The sequence below is a fragment of the Thermanaerosceptrum fracticalcis genome, assembly GCF_000746025.2.
Lineage (GTDB): Bacteria > Bacillota > Peptococcia > DRI-13 > DRI-13 > Thermanaerosceptrum > Thermanaerosceptrum fracticalcis.
Genome location: NZ_CP045798.1, coordinates 3,366,973 through 3,388,398, shown reverse-complemented (window position 1 = coordinate 3,388,398; position 21,426 = coordinate 3,366,973). Strand labels below are relative to the sequence as shown.

The 21,426-nt window shown below is 40.1% G+C and carries 20 protein-coding genes and 3 pseudogenes; 8 read left to right on the top strand and 15 right to left on the bottom strand.

The window, feature by feature from the left end; all coding sequences use genetic code 11:
• Positions 1-7 precede the first annotated feature (7 nt).
• The 3 genes from BR63_RS17220 to BR63_RS17210 are packed head-to-tail and all read right to left on the bottom strand — an operon-like array spanning position 8 to position 4,020.
• Positions 8-1,564: a hydantoinase/oxoprolinase N-terminal domain-containing protein gene (locus BR63_RS17220; protein ID WP_034421101.1), complete on the bottom strand. Its 1,557-nt coding sequence runs from the start codon at positions 1,562-1,564 to the stop codon at positions 8-10.
• Positions 1,564-2,655 carry a DUF917 domain-containing protein gene (locus tag BR63_RS17215; RefSeq protein WP_034421100.1) on the bottom strand — a complete coding sequence of 364 codons (1,092 nt, stop codon included), beginning with the start codon at positions 2,653-2,655 and terminating at the stop codon, positions 1,564-1,566. The genes BR63_RS17220 and BR63_RS17215 overlap by 1 nt, the downstream gene beginning before the upstream one ends.
• A 57-nt stretch (positions 2,656-2,712) precedes the next feature.
• Complete coding sequence (locus tag BR63_RS17210) at positions 2,713-4,020, bottom strand: cytosine permease (protein ID WP_153802041.1); 1,308 nt, start codon at positions 4,018-4,020, stop codon at positions 2,713-2,715.
• Between the two features lie 396 nt (positions 4,021-4,416).
• Here BR63_RS17210 and BR63_RS17205 point away from each other — a divergent pair, with 396 nt between their 5' ends.
• The 3 genes from BR63_RS17205 to BR63_RS17195 all read left to right on the top strand — a co-directional run bounded on the left by BR63_RS17205 (position 4,417) and on the right by BR63_RS17195 (position 8,677).
• Positions 4,417-6,108 carry a sigma-54 interaction domain-containing protein gene (locus BR63_RS17205; RefSeq protein WP_081908073.1) on the top strand — a complete coding sequence of 564 codons (1,692 nt, stop codon included), beginning with the start codon at positions 4,417-4,419 and terminating at the stop codon, positions 6,106-6,108.
• 75 nt (positions 6,109-6,183) lie between these two features.
• Positions 6,184-7,296 (top strand): DUF917 domain-containing protein, encoded by a 1,113-nt coding sequence (locus BR63_RS17200; protein ID WP_034421098.1) that lies wholly within the window; start codon positions 6,184-6,186, stop codon positions 7,294-7,296.
• A gap of 46 nt (positions 7,297-7,342) precedes the next feature.
• A complete protein-coding gene (locus BR63_RS17195; RefSeq protein WP_034421096.1) occupies positions 7,343-8,677 on the top strand; it encodes a hypothetical protein in 1,335 nt (444 codons plus the stop codon).
• 187 nt (positions 8,678-8,864) lie between these two features.
• On the opposite strand, the gene BR63_RS17190 is transcribed toward BR63_RS17195, so the two are convergent.
• Complete coding sequence (locus BR63_RS17190; protein WP_153802040.1) at positions 8,865-9,026, bottom strand: hypothetical protein; 162 nt, start codon at positions 9,024-9,026, stop codon at positions 8,865-8,867.
• A 79-nt stretch (positions 9,027-9,105) separates the two neighbouring features.
• On the opposite strand from BR63_RS17190, the gene BR63_RS17185 reads away from it, so the two are divergent.
• Together BR63_RS17185 and istB (BR63_RS17180) are read left to right on the top strand one after the other, a co-directional pair.
• Positions 9,106-9,561 (top strand): Mu transposase domain-containing protein, encoded by a 456-nt coding sequence (locus tag BR63_RS17185; protein WP_243270024.1) that lies wholly within the window; start codon positions 9,106-9,108, stop codon positions 9,559-9,561.
• A pseudogene (gene istB / locus BR63_RS17180) lies at positions 9,558-10,324 on the top strand (IS21-like element helper ATPase IstB). The gene BR63_RS17185 and the pseudogene istB (BR63_RS17180) overlap by 4 nt, the downstream one beginning before the upstream one ends.
• Positions 10,325-10,334: 10 nt before the next feature.
• Here the strand turns inward: istB (BR63_RS17180) and BR63_RS17175 are convergent.
• Both BR63_RS17175 and BR63_RS17170 read right to left on the bottom strand, forming a co-directional pair.
• Complete coding sequence (locus tag BR63_RS17175; protein WP_153802175.1) at positions 10,335-10,484, bottom strand: hypothetical protein; 150 nt, start codon at positions 10,482-10,484, stop codon at positions 10,335-10,337.
• A gap of 179 nt (positions 10,485-10,663) precedes the next feature.
• The gene (locus BR63_RS17170; RefSeq protein ID WP_081908289.1) at positions 10,664-10,960 is read right to left on the bottom strand and encodes a zinc-ribbon domain containing protein; all 297 of its coding nucleotides are present in this window, start codon (positions 10,958-10,960) and stop codon (positions 10,664-10,666) included.
• A 504-nt stretch (positions 10,961-11,464) separates the two neighbouring features.
• Between BR63_RS17170 and prxU the strand changes: the two genes are divergently transcribed.
• Both prxU and BR63_RS20060 read left to right on the top strand, forming a co-directional pair.
• The gene (gene prxU, locus BR63_RS17165) at positions 11,465-12,052 is read left to right on the top strand and encodes a thioredoxin-dependent peroxiredoxin (protein WP_081908290.1); all 588 of its coding nucleotides are present in this window, start codon (positions 11,465-11,467) and stop codon (positions 12,050-12,052) included.
• 99 nt (positions 12,053-12,151) lie between these two features.
• Positions 12,152-12,481, top strand: a pseudogene (locus BR63_RS20060) (arsenate reductase family protein); the annotation flags it as partial.
• 287 nt (positions 12,482-12,768) lie between these two features.
• Here the strand turns inward: BR63_RS20060 and BR63_RS17155 are convergent.
• From BR63_RS17155 to BR63_RS17120, 9 genes and pseudogenes are all read right to left on the bottom strand, one after another.
• The gene (locus BR63_RS17155) at positions 12,769-13,302 is read right to left on the bottom strand and encodes a DUF6904 family protein (protein ID WP_051966170.1); all 534 of its coding nucleotides are present in this window, start codon (positions 13,300-13,302) and stop codon (positions 12,769-12,771) included.
• 8 nt (positions 13,303-13,310) lie between these two features.
• Positions 13,311-13,917: pseudogene (locus BR63_RS19665) on the bottom strand (type I restriction enzyme subunit R domain-containing protein); the annotation flags it as partial.
• Positions 13,918-14,156: 239 nt separating this feature from the next.
• Positions 14,157-14,846, bottom strand: coding sequence for a hypothetical protein (locus BR63_RS17145; protein WP_034425063.1), 690 nt, complete (start codon positions 14,844-14,846; stop codon positions 14,157-14,159).
• Between the two features lie 510 nt (positions 14,847-15,356).
• Entirely contained in the window at positions 15,357-18,017 is a 2,661-nt protein-coding gene (locus tag BR63_RS17140) for a TOTE conflict system archaeo-eukaryotic primase domain-containing protein (RefSeq protein WP_338055994.1), read from the bottom strand.
• Positions 17,986-18,279, bottom strand: a complete 294-nt coding sequence (locus BR63_RS19880; RefSeq protein ID WP_338055993.1) for a TOTE conflict system archaeo-eukaryotic primase domain-containing protein — start codon at positions 18,277-18,279, stop codon at positions 17,986-17,988. Before BR63_RS19880 ends, BR63_RS17140 begins: the two co-directional genes overlap by 32 nt.
• 247 nt (positions 18,280-18,526) lie before the next feature.
• Complete coding sequence (locus BR63_RS17135) at positions 18,527-18,859, bottom strand: type II toxin-antitoxin system RelE/ParE family toxin (protein WP_034425065.1); 333 nt, start codon at positions 18,857-18,859, stop codon at positions 18,527-18,529.
• Positions 18,852-19,106 (bottom strand): type II toxin-antitoxin system prevent-host-death family antitoxin, encoded by a 255-nt coding sequence (locus BR63_RS17130; RefSeq protein ID WP_034425067.1) that lies wholly within the window; start codon positions 19,104-19,106, stop codon positions 18,852-18,854. Before BR63_RS17130 ends, BR63_RS17135 begins: the two co-directional genes overlap by 8 nt.
• A gap of 337 nt (positions 19,107-19,443) precedes the next feature.
• Positions 19,444-20,211, bottom strand: a complete 768-nt coding sequence (istB, locus tag BR63_RS17125; RefSeq protein WP_051966173.1) for an IS21-like element helper ATPase IstB — start codon at positions 20,209-20,211, stop codon at positions 19,444-19,446.
• Positions 20,211-20,900, bottom strand: coding sequence for a hypothetical protein (locus tag BR63_RS17120; RefSeq protein WP_051966174.1), 690 nt, complete (start codon positions 20,898-20,900; stop codon positions 20,211-20,213). Before BR63_RS17120 ends, istB (BR63_RS17125) begins: the two co-directional genes overlap by 1 nt.
• Positions 20,901-21,078: 178 nt before the next feature.
• On the opposite strand from BR63_RS17120, the gene BR63_RS17115 reads away from it, so the two are divergent.
• Positions 21,079-21,213 (top strand): GyrI-like domain-containing protein, encoded by a 135-nt coding sequence (locus tag BR63_RS17115; RefSeq protein ID WP_338056064.1) that lies wholly within the window; start codon positions 21,079-21,081, stop codon positions 21,211-21,213.
• The last annotated feature ends 213 nt before the right edge of the window (positions 21,214-21,426 follow it).

Here is a 21,426-nt window from a genome sequence, read left to right as displayed (position 1 = left end):
TATTTTTTTAGTTACTGGCAAGATCGCCAGCCGCTTTAGCTCGAATTCTGGTAGCGTTGCCCGGTAGGTATGCCAGTGGAACATCTTCTACTTCAACAATTTTTATGGTAGACGGATCTGCGCCAGCCTTAATCGCTTCGTTTATTGCCGCTTTTTTGGTTTCTTCTAAAGCTGCTTCCCGACTGATAGTATCCAACTTATACACTAGTTCCACTTGCCCGCTTACTTGGGCGATGGCTGAGCCCAGAGCGTTCGCAACCGCAAAGTTCTCAGGACGGATGATTTCAGAAACCCCGTCTAATTTATCGCCAATAAGAATGCTTCCTCCTCCTACCAAGATGACCGTAGCATCTTCGTTAGAAAGTTTCATTTTATCAATGTTATCACTAACTAGCAGCATCATTTTATCAAAGGCTCTTTTGGCAAAGCCTTTATCAATATGTGATACTTTTCGGGGATCCCCAACCTGGGCTATTCCTAAACGCACTGCGATATCTGTAGCAGTTAAGGTTTTCCCACCAAAAACAAGGGCTTCTTCGGTAATTCTGTATCCAACACTTTGAGGGCCAACTTGGATTTGCCCATCTTTTTCCTGAATAATAGTGCCTCCGCCTAAACCGATGGAAATCAGGTCAGGCATCCGGAAATTAGTACGGGCACCGCCGATTGTTACTGCCAGTGAAGATTCTCTGGGGAAACCATTTACGATTACCCCGATATCGCTAGTGGTACCCCCAACATCTAATACAATTGCATCGCTTTTTTTACTTAAAAAGGATGCGCCGCGAATACTATTTGTTGGGCCACAGGCAATGGTTAGGATTGGGTATTTCACGGCATAATCAACAGACATCAAAGTCCCGTCATTTTGGCACAAATAGACTTTTGCATTGTTTACGCCTTCTCGACTTAGCCCCTCTTTAAAGGACAACGCCGTGGTTTTGGCCACATCTGTTAAAGCGGAATTTAAGATAGTTGCATTTTCTCTTTCCAATAATCCCAATGAGCCAATTTCGTGGGAAAGAGATATGGGAATATCGCCTAATTCTTCTCGTAAAATTTGGGCTACCCGTTTTTCGTGGTCTGAAGAAACAAAGGAAAAAACGGAGGTAACAGCAATAGTATCAACCTTGCCCTTAAGACTTTTAGCCACGGTGCGGATTTCATCTTCATCCAGAGGGGAAATTTCCCGACCATCAAATTCATGCCCGCCAGAAACCAAGAAGTAATTATCGCTCATAGCCTCTTTTAAATCAACTGGCCAGTCAGACATAGCACTGATCGCTGCCGAGGCAGGTTTGCCGATTCGGATAATTCCCACTTTGCAAAGCCTTTTTCGCTCTACGATTGCATTGGTGCAATGGGTGGTACCCAACATAGCATAGGTTATCTTGTCTTTATCAATTCCCGACTTTTCCATAACACCACTGAGAGCGTTGAAAATTCCAGTTGTAACATCAGTTGTAGTTGGTGTTTTTATGCTTTCAACAAGATTTAAATTATCATCAACTATTACGGCGTCGGTATTTGTACCGCCTACATCAATTCCTATACGGTAGCCCATTATTTGCCATCTCCTTTCACCAGCTCTTCGATTGGTACATAGTCTACATCATATTTAAAATAACGGGGTCCGACCGTTTCTATTCCTTTGGGAGTTCTAAATTTAGGATCGCAGGGGATTCCTAATACCAAAACCCGTTGGCCATATTTAAGTGCTTCAGTTGTAAACGGAATACAAGTTTCCAGGTTTACCATACAAATCAGATCGGGAGTAGTGGCTAGAATTTTTCCTCCCTTGCGGGCAATCAAATTTTCATTTTGAAACTCGACAACTAGTGTTTCATCTTTATAACTTTCCACACCCTCAATTACCGCTTCACCCCGGTTAAAACCTCCCTCGGTTTTTCGAAGGACATCAACAACTTTTCCTCTAAATAATTCAAAACCACCCGTTAATTGTTGAAGCACCTCTATGGGATTTTGGCCATTCTTACGCGACTCTTTTATTCCCTTACCAATTTTTTCGGCAAAGGATACAATCCCGGTGACACCATGTTCTTTTACATCTTTCCCGGTCATGGGGTAGATACTAAGCGTTGCCGATCCCCCCATTAATACTACTGCGCTTCTAGCAGCATTCTCGGTAAAATAATTATTAATGGTATTAAAGATAATATCATTGCCTTTTTCGTCAGACAGAACCATAGGAGTGGCATTTAGTCCGGCTAAATGGAAGGTTAACATCTGAAGTTCCGGAAAAGCACGACCCATACCGTCTGCATCAATTACTGGGATTCCCATGCGAGCAGCAACCACAAATGGGATCATGGAGTTAACTCCCCCTGCCTCAATTGGAAAAGTGGCATATATTTTTTTGCCTAGATAATTTTCTAATCCTTTAAATGAACGAATTAGCTCTTCCCCGTTCATTAGTTTTTCCACCAAGACCGTCGGTGCCCCCATCATTGCTGAGGGTACCACTAAAGCATCTTCCGGCACCTCATCAGGACTTAATAAAGTTACCGGGCCATACTCAGCAATGGCCTGTTTGGCCATTAACTTTCCAATATAAGGGTCTCCTCCACCACCAGTACCCAAAAGGGCGGCCCCTAGGGCAATATCTTCAACCGCTTGTTCATCAATTTTTCGCATTACAATGCCTCCTTTGCTTTTTATAAATGTTGGTTATTATTTGAAGTAAAGAGTTTTTTAAGATTTATTGGATTGTTCTTCTTTGGCGACAAAGGAATGAAGTATTATATAGGCAACTAGGGAATGAAGTATTATATAGGCGACCAGGGAAACCACGATTCCGCTTAAAGGACCAACGCCAACTTTAATAACATTGCCAGCAACAACCCCTAATAGCCAAGAAATGATACCAACCCAGTTAACCCCGGGAACTTTATTCCACTTAGAAGCATCTCCTTTTTTAACAATCCAATAATCAGCAATCATTACCCCGGCTACAGCAGGAATTGCGGATGTTAGTACTAACAGATAATTAATGAAATAATCAATGATGCCGGCAATAGCTAAAAGGGTGCCTAGAGCACCGGCAATACCAGTAGCCAAAGCTCTATTGGAATCACCCAGATTGAACATATTTGTAATAGCCAAACCACCTGAATAAGCGTTAACTGTATTGGTTGTCCATGTTGCCAAAATCAAAACAATTAAACCGATTAGGGGAACACCTAGGTTAGCAAGAATGACAGTAATATCGTATGTTCCTGCTACAACTGCCATAACGCCACCCATAACCAGCATACCAACGCCAGCGGGGAGTACGCCAAGTACGGATGATAAAATAGCATCCTTTCGACCGACCGCATATCGGGAGTAATCGCCTGCAATAACGCCACCAACTGCAAAAGTACCAACTGCCAAAGCTACGCCTTGGATAAAGGGAAACGGCTGCGGTGGTTGATAACTAAATAAGATGTCAGAACCATAAGTAGAAAGAGAAATAAAAGTACCATATAACGATAAAATAATGAGAGAGGGAACCGCGATATAATTCAAATACTTCAGGGCATTAAATCCGTAAATGGCGGTTGTTAACATAATTACGCCCCAAATTAGAGATGAAATCCATACCGGCAAGTTAATTCCCAGCCAAGAAGCTAAGATATTGCTAAATGCTACCCCGCAAAGATTTGTCTGAACACCGAACCAACCCAACGTGGCAATTCCTAGAACAAATGAAATAACTACTCTGGATCCTGTTTCGCCAAAAGACGAACTAGCCAAACTTACCGTTGGCCGACCTAAGTCGGCAGCTTGCATTCCTTGAAAACTCATGTAAAACACCACGATACTGTAACCAATTACTCCGGCCCAAAACGCCTGCATAACCGTCAAACCTGTTATTAAGGCTCCTCCGATCATCAAGCCTGGAACACAAATCATGGTTCCAATCCAAATAAGCGCTATGGTAAACCACGGCTGCCGATCACTTTGGGGTACCGCTTCCAGCGCGTACCGTTCAATTGCATCAGAATTGTTTTTGCTCATAACATCAAATAACCTCCTATGTATTTTCCATCACCTAATATGCAATATTCATGCCAACCTATAAACCCCAAAACAAGTATTTGCTACTAAAAACCCTAAGACCCAGAAATTTATCAACAAAATTTTTTGAAGGGGAGAAAAATCTACTAGATTTTGCATTATCAAAAATAGTTATTCGCAAATATTTCTTATCATCCTTGAGAATTTTCACAAAGATTTCTCATCTGAATTTGACTAATAAACAATAAGATCTATTTATTTCGCATAAATTCACATAAATTCGCATATATTCTCAAACAACTTATAATTTTCGCATTTTTCTTGTTGTCGTGTTATTACCATGCTATACTGAGATTAATAAATTGATAATATCTGCGCGAATTGGAGTGACTGTCGTTGGAAAATAGGATTACCCCAAGTTCTTTTCTCAGTAATCTTGCCCAATTCTACAATTGCCAGATTACTTGGTGGGGTGAAGAAAAAATATATGGGACAGTTGTTTCAGACGATTATTCGGAAGTAAAAGGTTTGGTTCCGGATCAGATTCATTTGAAACGATTGCTTTATTACCGGCATCCCCTCGTCATAAATAAAGGACGTCACCACTTGTGCTCCGATTGCATCGAGGCTGAAGGATGTCGTTGTACTCAAGAAATTTTTATTCCTGTTGAAATTTCTCAGAAGTCAGCGGGGGTATTATGGCGATTCCTTGGTTCATCGCCGGTAGACACCGCATCATGGTTGAAATCGGCCATAGATTTTTCGCAAATAGCGGCCTTCTTGGAGTCAGAACAAAAGGAACATCTTCAGGGTGAATTTTTCCGGCAGGTTGCGGAGTTTTTTGGCGAACTTCACGGAGAAGGGGTTATATTGTTTGATGATCAAGACAAAATAATATATCAAAACGAAAAGGCTAAGGAACTCAACCTGTACCAACGTTTTTTGGAATACAAAGAAACTCCTTTGGAGCAAAATTACGGGAAAGCAACAAAGTTGAATTTGGTGCTGGATAAAAACAATCCATTGCCCGCCTATTTGCGGCACTATTATTATTCCGATAGATACTTAGGGAAAACCTTGATGACCCATCAATCGGGACTAAAAACAAAAAACGTTGATTTTTTGACACCAAGGAAATCAATAAATTTTCAAAACATCATTAGCACTAATCCACAAATGTTAAAAGCAATTTCTACCGCGCATATAGTTGCAATGACGGACTCTACGGTATTGTTAAGAGGGGAGAGCGGAACGGGGAAAGAAATGTTTGCCCGGGCCATTCACAAAGAAAGCCTGCGAAAAGATGGACCTTTTATTGCTATTAACTGTGCGGCTATTCCAGAAAATCTTTTGGAAAGTGAACTGTTTGGATATGAAGAAGGATCTTTTACTGGAGCAAAAAAAGGTGGAAAACTGGGGAAATTGGAACTTGCTAACAATGGAACCATCTTCCTAGATGAGATAGGAGATATGCCCTTGGCTTTACAGGCTAAATTATTGAGGGTACTCCAAAATAAGAACATTGAAAGAGTAGGGGGCACCAAACAAATTCCAATAAATGCCCGGATAATTACGGCTACACACCGAAATCTAGAAGAAATGATTAAAGAAAATAAGTTTCGGGAAGATTTGTTTTATCGGATTAATGTTATTCCTATAAAGATACCGCCATTAAAGGAGAGGCCGGAAGATATCGAGTTGTTGTTGAATTATTTTATTAGAAAGTACTGTATTCTTCTAAACAAAAATTTTATGACATTTACCTATGAAGCGATGGAAATGCTAAAGTCGTATTCTTGGCCTGGGAACGTGCGGGAATTGGAAAACGCGGTGGAATATAGTGTTGCTATTACAAAAACCGATGAAATAGGAATCGAAAATTTATCGAATCAGTTTCAGTCCACTATGGCTGAAAGACAATCACTACAAATTATGCCTAAACAAACGGCTCATGAAATAGATAGGGAACAATTGCGAAGTTTATTAGAACAATTTGGTCAAACAACTGATGGCAAACGGGAAATTGCCAGAAATTTAGGTATTAGTTTAGCTACTTTGTATCGGTGGATCAAAAAATATAAACTTTAGCAGATTACTGATTATTCAGATGTTACAGACTTGTTTCGTAAGAAATATTGGGATACTTAGCTTGGGGGGAATAAAGTGCAGGTTATTAATAAAGAGTGGATTCAACCCTTGATGTGGGGCAGTATGTTTTTAAGTTCTGGCGGAGGTGGCGGGGAAAGAAATATCGCCAAATTACTAGAAAAAACCTTTCGTCAGAGCCTTGAGGTAAACTTGATTGAATTAAACGAAATTGATCCTTCCGGCCAATATTTGGCGGTTGGCATTATGGGTTCTCCCGAGTTGTTAGGAGAACATTATATTACCGGTTTTGAGGGAGTAGATTTATTTGACCAACTGAATAATCTGCGAAATAATAGCATACAAGGTTTGTTTCCCTTAGAAGCAGCATCGGTGAATATACTATATCCGCTGCTCGTGGCCGGGCTATCCAAACGACCTCTCATAAACGGTGATGCCATGGGGAGGGCTTTTCCGGAATTTCAAATGACAACGTTTCATCTTAACAATCTGCCAAGTACCCCTTTCGTATTAAAAGATTGCCTTGGAAATAACTATCATTTTCATGATGAAGACACTTTTTTATTGGAATTGAATACTCGGCAAGTTGTCGATAAGGGTGGAGGGGTCGGCTTTTTTGTGGGGTATCCCACAGCAGGAAATATCTTAAAACGCATTCTAATTCCCAAAACGATTTCTTTTGCCGCAAATATAGGTAGAACGTTTCTTGAATCCAAATCATATGCAGAATTGTTAAACGATCTAATCGTTGCTTCTAAGAATTCCTTATATGCCAGTGTTATTGAATTGTTTGTTGGAACGGTGGAAAACAGCAACCATATCAGAACCAAAACTTTAGAATGGGATACCATCGCCATCAAAGGTAAGGGCTATTATGAAAAGGAAGAATTTAAGATTCTTGTAAAAAACGAAAACCTGATAGCTTATCGAAATAATCAGGTTGCCGCGATGGTGCCGGATTTAATTTCTATCATTGATTTAGAAACGCTAAAACCTGTTAGCAACAGCAATCTAACAGCTGGTGCAGAGGTAGCGGTTATTGGGATGCCAGCACCCTTGGTGCTGAAAACAAAAAAATCCCTTGAATTTATAGGACCCCAAAATTTTGGGTACAAATCAAAATATAAATCCCTAGAGGAACTATACTTTTCTTATTATTTCGGTGATTAAATAACGCTAATTAAAACTTGGTTCGTTGGGTTGAAGAGGTGGGAAAATGGGCGGAAATATCGTATTAATATGGCAACAAAAACAAGTGGATATTAACTATGGAGTAAACGAAGTTGTGGTAGCTTCCGAGAGAATTTCTTCGTTGTCAATTAGTAGTTTGGAACAATTCTTAAACCGAAATGGTATAGATCCTCGACAAATAGAAAATGTAATATTGGTTCGTGATTTAACGGAAATAATCCCGCAAGAACTGAAAAGCAACAAGAGCTTTGGGTATTTAAGAGTTACACCTACTCCACTAGAGTTTATGCCGGTTGCTAGTTTAATGCAAAAGAGTAATGTAAAAATCCATACTTTTCACTTGCCACTGCCGATTAAGTCTGACTTTGATGTGCGACTAAGAAAAACTTTAGAAACTTTGACTACGCTTTCTATAAAAGAAGTTGCCGTTAACAGTACGTTTTCTTTAATTGATAACTCTTCGGCGCCTAGGGTAATCGAAAAAATAGAGCAATTTTGCCCGGGCCAATTCTCTTGTTATTTTTCTGACATTTTTAACACTGCTAATTTTTTGTTGAGAGAAAATAACTTGTTGATTAATTTGCTGTTACGTCAAACTGTGAAAGCTTTGTTAGAAAAAATTGATAGATCGTTGAATGAAGTTGGTATTTTTGCCCCGATTTATCTGTTAAAAGGAGACGGAACCCTTGCTAGTAGCAAGATGGCTGAAATAAATCCTTTGGCCACATGGCGAGCCAAAGAAGCGATTTATTTAATTTCGGGTAGTCACTGGCAAAAAAATAAGGATACTATAGTTATTTTTGAGCAGGATCAGAGCATCAAGATGGGAGTTACCGAAGACTACCTCCCCAGAATTCCGGAAGGCGTCAATAAATTTCAGGACATAGAACTTCCAGGGCGATATCCTTTGACCATAACAATTGAAAACACCAGCAATCGAAAAAAATGGGAGGAAGCGATAGAGTTGCTAAATCCGTTTCCTGGCCCTGTTACATTAGTAAACTTTTCCAAAACATTAGATGCTTCGCCTGTTTTCAGCTATCCAATTGCCAATGCTCCCAATGAACCCCATGTTTTAGCAAGTGGAGTACTAACCGCTCCGTTTCGTTGGGAGACTCAAAAAATGATTGTGGCTAATTCTGTAGAAGAGATAGACTCTGTAAAACAAACTCTATTAGACGCAGCTTTGAATACATTAGATAAGCAGGGTGTTCGATTGAGGAAAATAAATTATAGTTTTGAAAATAATCCTTTAAAATATTTGCCCAAGAACAGGGTATTATTGAAACTTATTATTTGGGGTAATCCGATCTTAACGGATCAGAATACAGAACCCTATTGCATTTATTATATAAAATAAAAGGTTGCGATGCAGTCCACCGGTGGCTAACTCCCAAACCGTGGCTTCCTGTACATGGGGCAGATGGTTTAATTTAAACTCATCCAGACTCTTGTTGAGCGGAAAATGACCGGCTCGAATCCTTCGTTTTAATTGATTTTCTTGCCGTTGACTGATTTCGTTCGCTAGGATCTCGCAGAGAAACTGTTCATAACCCCAGCCTTGGAGTTAGGGCTCCTTTTTCGATGGCAGAGGCTTCCCGTACCGGCAGTTCCCGGCCCCGGATCTGATGCTGATCCCGATATCGCTCACAGCGCTCCTGTAGCAATTGGTTCAGTTCGTCCCAACTGTGTACTTCCGGGATCGGCACTGACACATTTCGCCGTATGTACCCGACCAGGTTTTCTACCGTCCCCTTCTTATGTAAAGCTTTAAATAAGAAGGGGACGGTGGAGAATCTGGTCAAGTATGTCTGGCAAAATGCCCTAGTACCAGTACCCGAAGTCAACTCATTAGATGAACTCAACAGTATGCTCCTGAACTGGTGCGAAAAACAACGGCAATTGCGTATTAAAGACTGGGAGCAGGAACGTCAAGAACTAAGGCCCTTACCATCAGCCCCGTTTAAATGTTCCAGCACTCATATGATTTCGGTAAGTAAGCTGCTCCTCTTCCAATTCAGCCGTAATTACTATTCTGTCCCCATAGAATATGCCCATAGAAAGTTACGTGTTGAGGCCTTCGTTGACCGATTAGAGATTTACATACGTCAACTGCTAACAGCAAAACCAATGGAAACTAAAACCAATAACTCAGGTGTAACTCCTAAGACGCTAGAAAGACTGGACATTCCCATCGATCACCCCGTCAAGTACAATTGGCTCTTAAGTGGGGTGACAGCATGACAGAATTATTAGATCCCAGAGAAGCTATGGTAGATATCTACTGTAAACAGCTTAAGCTGCCGGGGCTCAAACAATCTTTCCGGGAATTAGCCAGGGATGCCATGATGCAAAACCAGACACCGGTTTCTTTTCTGGCTGCTTGCTTGGCTAAAGAAGTAGATTTACGTCACCAAAAAAGACTAAACAGCCGCCTCAAGAAGGCCAAATTCCATGAGGTGAAAACCCTGGAATCCTTGATTTCACCAGTGCTCCTAAGCTACCAAAAACAAAGATTATCTCTTTGGCAGAATGTAAGTTCATAAAGGACCGACAAAACATCATCTGTGTAGGCCAATCGGGCGCTGGTAAAACCCACATTGCTACTGCCATTGGTGTTTCTGCCATCCAGCAAGGTTTTAATGTTAGATTTATTAAAGTTTACGATTTGATCCAGGAACTATTAAAGGCGGAAAGTGAGTACCGTTTACCCCGATTCATAAAAACGTGGCACAAATATGATCTCGTTATTTTAGATGAGTTGGGGTATGTTAACCTGGGAGCAGGTAGCCCCTTGTTATTCCAGTTTTGCTCCGAACGTTATGAACGGGGAAGTCTCATCATTACAACCAACCTTAATTTTGATCGTTGGGGGGAGGTGTTCGGAGATAATGCTATTACCATAGCTCTACTAGACCGGTTGACCCATCATGCCCATGTTATAACCTTCATTGGTGAGTCTTACCGGTTTAAAAAGAGCCGTAAAACACAAGAGTTAGTACCCTAAACAACCAATTTTACCGCCTCGGAAGGTGGTCAATTTTTAGGTTGTCACGGTGGTAAACTTTTTGGTTGACACCAACATCCGTAATAAACCCTTCTGCCAGCAGCTTCTTTAATAGGTACCTACTGATAAGATACTCGATATTGTTACCGTTCTTCTCCACAAAATCCCTCCAAACTTCAAATATGAAAATATAAAAACCACAGCTTTTTCGCTGTGGTCAGACAAACTTCATGGACCTCTAAGTCCGCTGATATTAAGTATCAGCAAGTGGATTTCCGTGGAATTGAAAACAGAAAAACCTTCCTAAGTATGACTCAAGAAGGTTTAACCGGAAACCAGTTAATTCCTGCCGCGGGGTTGATAACAATTTCTGCAATATACAGGCTTATCACCACTGGGTCTAAAAGGAACAGTTGCAGTTTTACCACAAGAAGCACATGTTGCAGTAAACATTTCGCGTTCTGAACGCACATAACCACTGTTGTTTCTAGTTTGGGCTTTTCTCGCGGAACGACACTCAGGGCATCGACCCGGTTCATTTGTAAAACCCTTTTCGTGGTAGAACTCCTGCTCAGATGTTGTGAAGGTAAACTCTACACCACAATCCCTGCAATTTAAAACCTTGTCACTATACATAAAAACCTCCAAAAATATATTTACCCGTTGCCAAATGAATTCAAATGCTTCCTAGGCCACGGGCAATAAAGAAGGTTTGTATTCGATGACAATTTCCGAGCAAGTTAATTATAACAGCATTTAAAATATTTAGCAAGAAAAATAATTTATTTGATAGTGTCAAGTCACTGTAGGATTTTTTTAGAAATAAGTTCACCTTTACGCACTAGCCGCCAGGGCCCTGAAAGCTTACCCAAATTCTATTCCCACCGCCCATCTTCCCGGGCGGTTTTTGTAATATAAAAAATAATCAAATAACCACAGGGTCTTATAATGCTTTTTTAACGAAAATGTTGTGGCGTTTTTAATATAGCCTGTAAACTGATAGTTTCATAACTGTTTCATTTGAAATAAATTAGAACAATAAATTTTTTTTACTTATGAAGGATATTTGACTCTATTTGAAGAAAATTTAGAACAAATATCTTTTTTTAACAAAATAATAAAAAAGGAGGAATTATAAACATGCTTGTGGGAAAAAAAGCTCCTGATTTTACTGCCAAGGCCTTTCATAAGGGCAAGATAACTGATGTTTCACTGGAAAAGCTTAAGGGCCAGTGGGTTGTGCTTTGTTTTTACCCCGGCGACTTTACTTTTGTCTGACCCACTGAGATCTCGCACATAGCTGTATGCTATGAAGAACTAAAAAAATTGAATGTAGAAGTACTCTCAATCAGTGTTGACAGTGTTTTCTCTCACAAAATCTGGAATGACACCGAATTGTCAAAGATGGTTGAAGGCGGTGTCCCCTTCCCGATGCTGTCCGACCAAAACGGCAGTATTGGTAAGCTCTATGATGTATACGATGAAAATGCCGGTGTAAATATCAGAGGAAGATTCCTTATCGATCAAGAAGGCATTGTTCAGGCTGCGGAAATTCTTGCCCCGCCGGTTGGAAGAAACCCACAAGAATTGGTACGCCAGATTAAGGCATTCCAGCATCACCAGAAAACAGGCGAAGTAATGCCTTCCGGATGGCAAGAAGGAGGTAAAACCCTCAAGCCTTCTATTGCACTCGCCGGTAACGTCTGGAAAGAATGGCAGCCAAAATAAGTATGTTTCTTTTCGCTTAATGAAATCTGAATTGATGCTCATCGCGAGGTGATTAAAATGCTTCTTTTCTACTGCATCACCACATGACAGACCTGTCGCAAAACGAAAGCGTGGCTTTCGCAACATAACGTCAATTTTACTTTCCGGAATATTTCTAAAGAACCTCTTACAGAAGAAGAATTACAAAAATTAGCCCAAATTGGAAACCTTACTACCCTCAAGCAGCTTGTAAATATCAAAGGACAGACTTACAAAAAGCTTAAACCAGATTTGAAATCATTAAGTGAACAAGATGTCATCCTCCTCATTCAGGATAATCCTTCGATTATGGTTCGCCCTATCTTGACTGATGGCCATAACCTAATTATTGGTTTTAAGGAAACTGACTACCAGGCTTTTCTTGATAAATATAGTAATGTATCAACCTAAATTCCAGTTTCAATTTTCACCTATCCATGTCGCTATTCTTTGCACATGCTTATTAATTCAGCTGGCAGTAAAATACTTCCGGCCTCCTGGGCAGTCTATCCCTGTCACAACTTTGCCGCTAATACCTACTTTTTTCAGGATATCTTTGGCAAGAGGCACAAAAGTAGATTTAGGCATGGCATATTTTTAATCTGTTCCTACCACTCAATCTCTTCAGGAAAATCCAAATCCAATCTCAAATCGTCTACACTGCAGTTATATTTCTTTGCCTCTTCCATTAATTCCATTTATAATTCGCGGTATTCACGTCCACGCTCTGCAATTCGCTTGGCGATATTTGATAAATTTTTCACGCGATTTTCCTTTTTCATCTTTAAAAATTGGTTGTTGAGGATATCTAAATACTGGGCAATGTATCCGTTTACATATACATACCTTCCATTCATTATGTTTAGCATTCTTGCATAAACGTTTTCTGATACAGTTTGTTTCAGACATCCTGCTACAGCGGCTTGTAGCATACGAACTTGCGCTATGGAACTATTGTAAAGTTCCAAAAATTCATTTAGCGCTATAGTAATAAACAGCATCTCCGACCATAAAACATATATCTTCAAGTATACGTTCTTATCCGGAGCAAGAATCGACAAACGCCTCTTTTTTTCTTCATCCATACCATTGTCTATAAATTCGATCTCCCTATCTCCCATCAAGGCGTGGCGGATATTGTAGCAAAGGGCTAACACCCTTTTGCGGGCGGCTTCACATTCAACAAATTCATCTTCGTTTCCCATATACGCTCTTTGTACAATTCTTTCCATTTCTTACTACCACGGGCGGGGCAGTATATATACATGGTATGCAGACAAGGCACATCAAAACCTGTCAGCCACATATCACGCACAATCACAATCTTTAACGGTCATTTTCATCTTTCATGCGGTCCGCCAGCATTTTCCTTTGAGCCGTCTGCCTTGCTTCAAAATGCTCAACTATATCCCTGGCTAAGTTGGAAATACGCTTAGGATGATCGACAATGGCCTCCAGTTTTGCCCACTTGGCCTTGCCTTCTGGGCTTCGGTCAATTCGTCGGTTTCCTCCAATTCGGCGTCTAATTCCTCGATCAGGCGCCTCCCTTCTTCGTCCAGGTTGACTTTGGCTAGCCTGCTTTCGTAGTATATACGCACGGTTGCCCCATCTTCCACCGCCTGGGCAATATCATAAACAGGTAGAAACTTTTGGATGATAGTAAAGATAATCCCGCCTGAGGCTACCCGCAGGAGTTCCTTTAAGTGCTCCCTGCTCTCCGCCTGGACCAGGGGCTGTTTTAGTATTTGCGCTGAGGCGGCAAAGGTATCAAAGAGCTGGTCGTCCAGATCGTTTCTATCGGTAATCACTACTACTGTCGGGTTATTTAGCAATTGCACCAGTTTTCCTGTATTCATTTTATAACAATAAGCTGTTTTCTCTCCCCGCCCACGGAAACATATCCAATTCCCCCCAAAAGCCCATAAAGCCTTGCGGCGCAAGGCTTTATAAACTGTGTTTTCTTTTGAGCGATACTACACACTCCACGTGCCTTGATTGTACAAAAATAATGCCGCTCGAAGCTGGTACCCCCTTGGCGGCAGGGTATTATTTGATAGATCTCAACGTGCCGTGAAATATCTGTTTCTTATATTCCTGCAATCTCCATGATCCTTTTTCTTATTTTATAACTATATTGCCTCTTGCCAAGCAATTCCAAAAGCAACTCCCGTACTATCTCCACAGGACACATGCTTAAACGCTTTAGTACTAAAGAATACAATTGCCTGGTCGTGTTATTGGATGGAGTCCTGGCAAGCTCGTTCACATACGCTTCTATTGTATTTCTTTCTAATTCCTTTGTAGAAAGAATATCAACTATTTTTATTCTCATGCAAACATCCTCAAGGCTTTCTGCCGGACCTAAGCCCATATAATAGTTGATCAAACCTTCATATGCACCTCTATTTCCAATAAATACATATGTTGAAATCGACGATATCGCTTTATTGACAATTTCTTTATCGGAGTTGTTAAAGTATTTGATAATTTCATCAACATTTTGATGCTTCAGTTTTTCATGAAGGATATAGGCATTAATATCCTCATCATCTGGGATTTCAATAATTTCAGGTTCTTCATATTGATCGCAGGCTTCCTTTTCGCCATCAAACCGCTTTTTCAGGTATATATCATAGCAGTTTGAAAAATCAGCATTTTCCATAATTTCATCCAGAAAAGGTTCAAATACCTCATCATTCAAGCATATTCCCAAATCTGTATCTCTGCTGTCCTGAAAAAAGCTGCTGCAATTCTGGCAAATCCTATCTAGTTCCATATTAATTATCCTCCTATCAATCAAGCATATTTTTAAATTGCTCCACTACATTCCTTCCCAATTTTTTATCTGGAGGAATTGGTATAACATTCCCATCACATTCATCATCAAATCCATATTTTCGCCATACGGCGAACAATACCCTGTAATCCCTGTCAATGATCTGCTGACGCATCCGTATAAGCAGGTTTTACACCCCATTGTTTATATGCAGTCCATGAGGACTTCAGATGATTCTGCCTCGCATATGTCCTAAGCTCCCTCATTATAAAGGACAGCTTGCTCAAGTTGCATTTACATACCTTTTCTAGATACGGTACATGTCCAAACCGCCAGCTTTCATAATCCTTGACTGATAATATGCCTACGCCCATTAACACATCTACAGGAGATATATAAATCTTTTCTTTCAATATGTTGTTCACGACTGAGTATACCTTCCGCTTCAATTCAACATTATTCATAGGCTGTTTTTCCTTCCGATACTTTTCAATATGCTGCTTACTTGCATTATAAATTCAATATTTCATCAAGCGTACCTATTAATTCATTTGCAATATTCAGGCTATCCAACCTCATGATACTCTCCTCAGAATTTCCGAAGCTCAAAAGATTTATGCTGCCATACCAAACAATCCTTTGATCAATTACTGCAAACTTTTGATGTATATTTGATTTAAAAATAATACTGGCTCCTGTATTCTTTATGGAACTAATCATCTCCTCAAACGTAAGCCTGTCCCTTTCTTTATAATCTGTTTCAGGCCGGGTAATGACGGTAAGCTTTGCACCATTGTTAATCCCGGTCATAAGAATACTTAACATCTGGCTTAAACGCTTTTTAGTGACATAAGGACTGACAATGATAATGTCTGATTTAGCAAACGAAATATCATTACTGAAAACTGTCAGGAAGTTGCTATTGTCAAAAATCGTATTAATAGATTCAAAAGGCCTGCTGTCACCCCTGGCCGAATATCCGATAGAGGCATATCCCTTCAATCTTTTTTGATACATTCTTTCAAGTACACCTACATGAACATCCACATAATCATAAATCTGAACTTCACTCTTATTCTGATATAATCTGTGGAGCCTGCCCGCATACTGTTGAACTGTACCCTTCCAAGCTACAGGCATTGCAAGAAACAAAGTATCAAGTCTTGGTTCATCAAAACCCTCGCCAACAAATTTGCCGGTTGCAACTATGGCAATATTACTCTCTGCCGGTATACTTGAAAGTCTTTCAAGTGCAGCTTTTCTTTCCTTTGCAGACATACCTCCGGTTAATGTAATAACATTCGGAAGTACTTCCTTTAAAGCGTTTGCAATCACTTCAACATGTGCAGTTCTTTCAGTTAGAACAATGGGATTACGGCCCTCATTTACGCTTTTAATAACATCATCTATGATTAATTTGTTGCGGATTTGACTGGTGCTGATTTCAGCATAAATTTGTCCAATAGACCATTCCTTTTCATCCTGGCTGACAGGCTTTCTGAAAGGAGTAAAGCGTGGAATGACATAATGCTCAAAAGGTCTTTTTTCAGCTTGCTTTCTTGCATCCACTTTATACCTGACCGGACCGCAATGCATGAATATGATGGGGTGGTGTCCGTCCTGCCTTACCGGGGTTGCCGTTAGACCATAAACATATTTGCCGGCTACATTTTTCAATATCTGTTCGAAGCTAAATGCCGGAACATGATGGCATTCATCTACTATCACCATGCCGTAGTTGCGGATAAACTCCTTAACCTCATCCCCCTTTACCAATGACTGCATAATAGCAACATCAATAATGCCACTTAGATTGTTTTTTCCTCCCCCTAGCTGGCCTATAATACTTCTGCTCTTTTTCCTGCCTCTTTTCTTAATCTCATCAGAAGGAAGCTCTTCGTTGATTACAAGAAACTGGTTCAAGCGCTCCTTCCACTGTTCTAATAATTGCTGAGTATGAACAAGTATAAGAGTATTTACCTTTTTTACTGATATAATTTTCGCTCCGATAACGGTTTTACCAAATGCAGTTGTTGCTGATAATACACCATTGTCATGTTGTAGCATTGAACCAACAGCATCTTCTTGCTCATCACGAAGCTGTCCGTTGAATTCAACGTCAATCTGTTTTCCTGAATAGCTTTTATCAACCCATTTAACATCCACCTTGTGAGCACTAAACAGGTTTATCAGATCAAGCTCACATCCCCTTGGAAGACACAAGTATTCAGGCGTTTCGTAAGATAAGGAAATAATTCTGGGCTTATCAAAAGTCGGCAATCTCATAGCTTGAGCCTTATAAAAGTCAGGGTTTCTAAAGGCTGCCAGACGTTTAATAATATTCAATGCTTTATGTGAAAAGCCATTTTTACTAACATACAGCATATTTACTTTGGTTACATAAACAGTGTCCGGGAAATCAGACTTGCTTAATTTATAATTCGTATTGCTTCTCTCCCATGGCTTGCACTCTTCATCTTCATTCTGTCTTAAATCACCTAATTCACTACCACTGCATAGTTGCGAAATGTATAAGTCAATTTCACTTTCACTGAGCTTTCGAATACTGCTCAAAAAACTCCACTGGTCATCATAGGGCTGGAATTTTTCATCTATAAAAACACTGTTGTTGTTTCTGCGTGCATTTAATTGTAAAGGTAAGGCGATAAGATTCCCAAGACCACCTTTAGGAAGTGTATCCTGGTTTGGAAACAAGCGGTCGTATGAAGTAAATTTTATTTCATGTCTTTTGGCCATTGCGTGCGTAAGAAGTGCTGTACCAAATTTTCTAGCCGATACAGCACTTACCTTGTCATCAAAAAAGAACCATACATGTGCTCCATTCCCTGAACGAGAACGTTCAACTGCAAATGGAATATTTTTTCCTGCACAGATATCTCTCAAAACTGATATATCTTTTTCCCAGCCTTCATCATCGAAATCAATAGCTAGGAAATAACAGGTTTCATCAGGCAGCATAGGATATACACCAAAAACGTCTTTGCCCCTGAGATGCTTATCTATTGCTGCAAAGTCCAAAACTGCATAATTTCTATTACCGCATTCGGAGCATTTAATCTTTGGCTTATTGCAAATTCCTCTTGCCCACTCATTCAAACATACAGGAGAATACCCCGATTTACCCTCTTTTGTTTTGCCACCTTTTTGCATAGACATCATCCCTGCCTCTAAACAATGACATAAACAGGTTAATTTTATCCTCCGGGGAGCTACTATTGGTTACGTGTCCTGGTTTGATTACCTCAACTAGCTGAATGTCATTTACCTCTATTGAGGCTTGAACATCATTTTTTATATAGGGTGATGGCAATGGCAATCCAAGTCTTTTCCTAAAGTCCTCGTTTTCATTTTTTAATCTTTGATTTTCCTCCAGCAGCTTCCGGTATTTTTCAAAAAGCTCATTATATTCCATCTTTCCTTACTTCCCAATACCCATTTCTTAGACCTATCCGCTCAACAATCCCTTTCTTTTTTAAGTCTGATATGTTTGCCCCAATATTTCTCTTTGATATTCCGATAATTTCAGAAATTCTTGTATTGTTATACTACTGTTATGCCTCATAAGTTCAATAATCTTCATGGCGCAATTTCCGTATGCTTTGAACCATGAAAAAATGCCAGCTTCAAGCTGACTGACGATGCACTTAAAATTTTATATTCTATATTTCTTCATCCTCCAGCAAATCACCGAATAGGATACGCGTATAATTCCGTCTACCGTATAAGATTCTTGACACGAAAACAATTCCATCTTCGTACCTGTAAAATATCAAGTAATTGTCACAAACAAGGAAACGGTAATCTGTTTGTATATCTAGGACGGAAGATAGTGGCGCACCTATTCCGGGATACTCTGTCAACCCACGTATCTTTTTGGTGATTTTAGAAACAAGATTTATAGCTGCCTGTGGATTGCAAAGTTCTTTAGAAATATAGTCTTTAATTTCTGCTAAATCATCTTTAGCTTCAGGTGAAATTTTCAGCTTATACATCCTCAATCCCCAGTTCTGCTTCCACTTCCTCTATTGTCATCCATCCTTTCTTTCTCCCGGCCAGTTCTCCTTGGGCAAGCTGTGACATCAGCTTTAGTGAAGCCTTTAATTTCTCATATTCAGTAATATCAACAATAGCAAATTTTCCTCTGCCATTTTTGGTTAAAAACACTGGCTCACCTACGGCAATGTCCCGCAGGATTTCGTTGTAATTTCTTAAATCTGATATGGGTTTAATGTTTGGCATTTATAACCGCCTCCTTCTTTGCTATTATTATACACCTTTCATTCGTAAAATACTACATCAAATTTATCACAATATTAAATGCAGCCCTATTACCTTGACGATATATCTTTTTTATACACTCAAGGGTTACCCAAAAATAGCAAAATATTAAAGTCCACCAAACCCTCTATTCATCAGCCTTTCACCCGCTCAATCCTCACACAGCATTCTGTATGCTTCGAGTGTATAAAAAAGATAATTTTAACTCAAAACTTTTTTACTATATTTGAGTAATGTGAACGGTCAATAAAAATACATCATTTTCGGCCATATAAAATGCAGCACTTAGCCACCTGTTTTACTGGAAATTTTTCTTCCTAATCCTTGAGTATCCTTTCGCGGTGTGTAAGCCGGTAACTGTCACCCTCCATGTTGATATCTCACATTTATGCATCAGCCTGTCCAGCATGGCGGCAGTAATAACAGGGTCTCCCATGAATTCTCCCCATTCTACCAAACCCTTGTTGGAGGTCAAAATAATGGAGGTCTGTTGGTAAAGTTGATTGATTACGCCAAACAACAGGTTGGTTTCATTCCGGTTCACCAGTTGGAAGCCGACTTCATCAATTATGACTAGATCAGCCTGATATAATTTTTTCAATTTGTGCTTGCTCTTTGGAGATATTTCCTGAGTTTTCAGTACATGTATTAATTGGTCCATATGGATAAATATTACCTTGTAGCCTGCGTTGACGGCGGCGATCCCTAGGGATACCGCCAGATGTGTTTTCCCCACACTTGGCGGACCTAAAAACATAATGTTAAAGGCGCTTTCCAACCAAGTAAGCTCCAGCAGCTGGTGCATCTGCTTTTTTGATATACTGGTTTGGAACCCGAAGTAAAACTCTTCTATCGTTGCCATATATGGGAAGCCGGCATTTTTAAGCCTTTTTTCTCTGGCTTTGTCCATTCGGGCGTTCCTTTCTTCCGAAAGCAGGGTGTTTAATGTCTTAAGGATCGTCCAATCTTCTGCTTGTGCTTTTTCCAGGGTTTTTTCCAGACTGCGGGCCGCATGACAGAGGGATAATGCCATCAGTTGTTCTTGCACTTCCTTAAGGAGGGTCATTAGAAATCACCCCCCTTCACAACCCGTTCATACTCGGAAAGTGGCCTTTTCTTTGTGGTTACAGTTGTTTTTAAGACGACAGTTTTCGGATTATTGCTCATTTCCTCCAGTTCTTTTTCCAGACAGGCCTCGAAATGCTCTACTGCATTCCTAAACTCTACGGCGCTGAATAGACTGTTTAAGATACAGTAATTCAAGGCTTTATCAATAACTATACCGGTATGTTCGTTTAACGTCTTTTCGATGAGGCTGAAATGGTCCCGGGCATAGCGGGTTTTCAAACGGCGGACCTGGGTAAGAAAAACATGAGCATTCTCACTAGCACCCAGAGCCTTAAGAAGACTGTCTTGAATGCTGTCCAGCTTCTGTGAGATATCCCGCTTGTGGTGGTTGTTTTGTACTAATTCCCCTTTGTTCTTGGAGATTTTATGCTCGGCGATGATATATCCATCGAATTCATCCCGTATTTTAAGGATTTCCCCTTCAACATCCAGACTTACCTTCCTGCCCGGCCTGTAAGTTCCCAGGGGAAGGGTGTACCGGTTACCCTTGTAAAATATTGTATTGTTCTTATGAATATCTCTTGTTACAATATTTTCAATAGTTCTTTTGGTTGAGGGTACCGGTTTGAGAAAAAGTCTTTCTTGCTCAAAGACTTCGGCCGGTACCTTTTTTGTGATCCCATGCACTTTAGCATTGCCGGTCCTTATGAGCTAATCCCCGAAGCTTTCATTCCAGATGTCGAGATTAATAAACTGCCGGTTCTTGGCAAAGTTGTTTTTAAAGTATTTGACGGTAGCTTCCACCTGGGCTATCTTTGAATGCATCGGTCCTATGCCCTATGCAATTCAGGAGCTTCAATAACGTATTGTTACTGAATGGCTGCCCACTTCCGGTTATGAATACGCCGATGCACCCGACATAGAAGTTTATACAGATGGAGATCAGCAATCTCCGACATACAGGTCCGAGGTATGGCTTCCTATAGTAAAGAAAAAGTAATAGGCAATGGTTATTTTTTTGTTATAGCTATAAAGTCAACAGCGAGTCTATTGTAGCTCGCTGTTATCTTTTTTGCATACCATTTATGCCGCTGTCATTTTCTTCGTCTATAACAAACAAGCAGGATATTCCCGCAAGGCCCACACGCATCGGTAGGTATTGCCGCAGATTAAGTGGTTGGTGTTGATATGATCCTGCGCTAATTTACGATAT

Excerpts from the sequence above, each read along its gene's own strand:
- BR63_RS17220 (WP_034421101.1), bottom strand. The coding sequence starts at position 1,564 with ATGGGCTACCGTATAGGAATTGATGTAGGCGGTACAAATACCGACGCC.
- BR63_RS17215 (WP_034421100.1), bottom strand. The coding sequence starts at position 2,655 with ATGCGAAAAATTGATGAACAAGCGGTTGAAGATATTGCCCTAGGGGCC.
- BR63_RS17210 (WP_153802041.1), bottom strand. The coding sequence starts at position 4,020 with ATGAGCAAAAACAATTCTGATGCAATTGAACGGTACGCGCTGGAAGCG.
- BR63_RS17195 (WP_034421096.1), top strand. The coding sequence starts at position 7,343 with ATGGGCGGAAATATCGTATTAATATGGCAACAAAAACAAGTGGATATT.
- BR63_RS17170 (WP_081908289.1), bottom strand. The coding sequence starts at position 10,960 with ATGTATAGTGACAAGGTTTTAAATTGCAGGGATTGTGGTGTAGAGTTT.
- BR63_RS17155 (WP_051966170.1), bottom strand. The coding sequence starts at position 13,302 with ATGGAAAGAATTGTACAAAGAGCGTATATGGGAAACGAAGATGAATTT.
- BR63_RS17145 (WP_034425063.1), bottom strand. The coding sequence starts at position 14,846 with ATGGAACTAGATAGGATTTGCCAGAATTGCAGCAGCTTTTTTCAGGAC.
- BR63_RS17140 (WP_338055994.1), bottom strand. The coding sequence starts at position 18,017 with ATGCAAAAAGGTGGCAAAACAAAAGAGGGTAAATCGGGGTATTCTCCT.
- BR63_RS19880 (WP_338055993.1), bottom strand. The coding sequence starts at position 18,279 with ATGGAATATAATGAGCTTTTTGAAAAATACCGGAAGCTGCTGGAGGAA.
- BR63_RS17135 (WP_034425065.1), bottom strand. The coding sequence starts at position 18,859 with ATGTATAAGCTGAAAATTTCACCTGAAGCTAAAGATGATTTAGCAGAA.
- BR63_RS17130 (WP_034425067.1), bottom strand. The coding sequence starts at position 19,106 with ATGCCAAACATTAAACCCATATCAGATTTAAGAAATTACAACGAAATC.
- istB (WP_051966173.1), bottom strand. The coding sequence starts at position 20,211 with ATGACCCTCCTTAAGGAAGTGCAAGAACAACTGATGGCATTATCCCTC.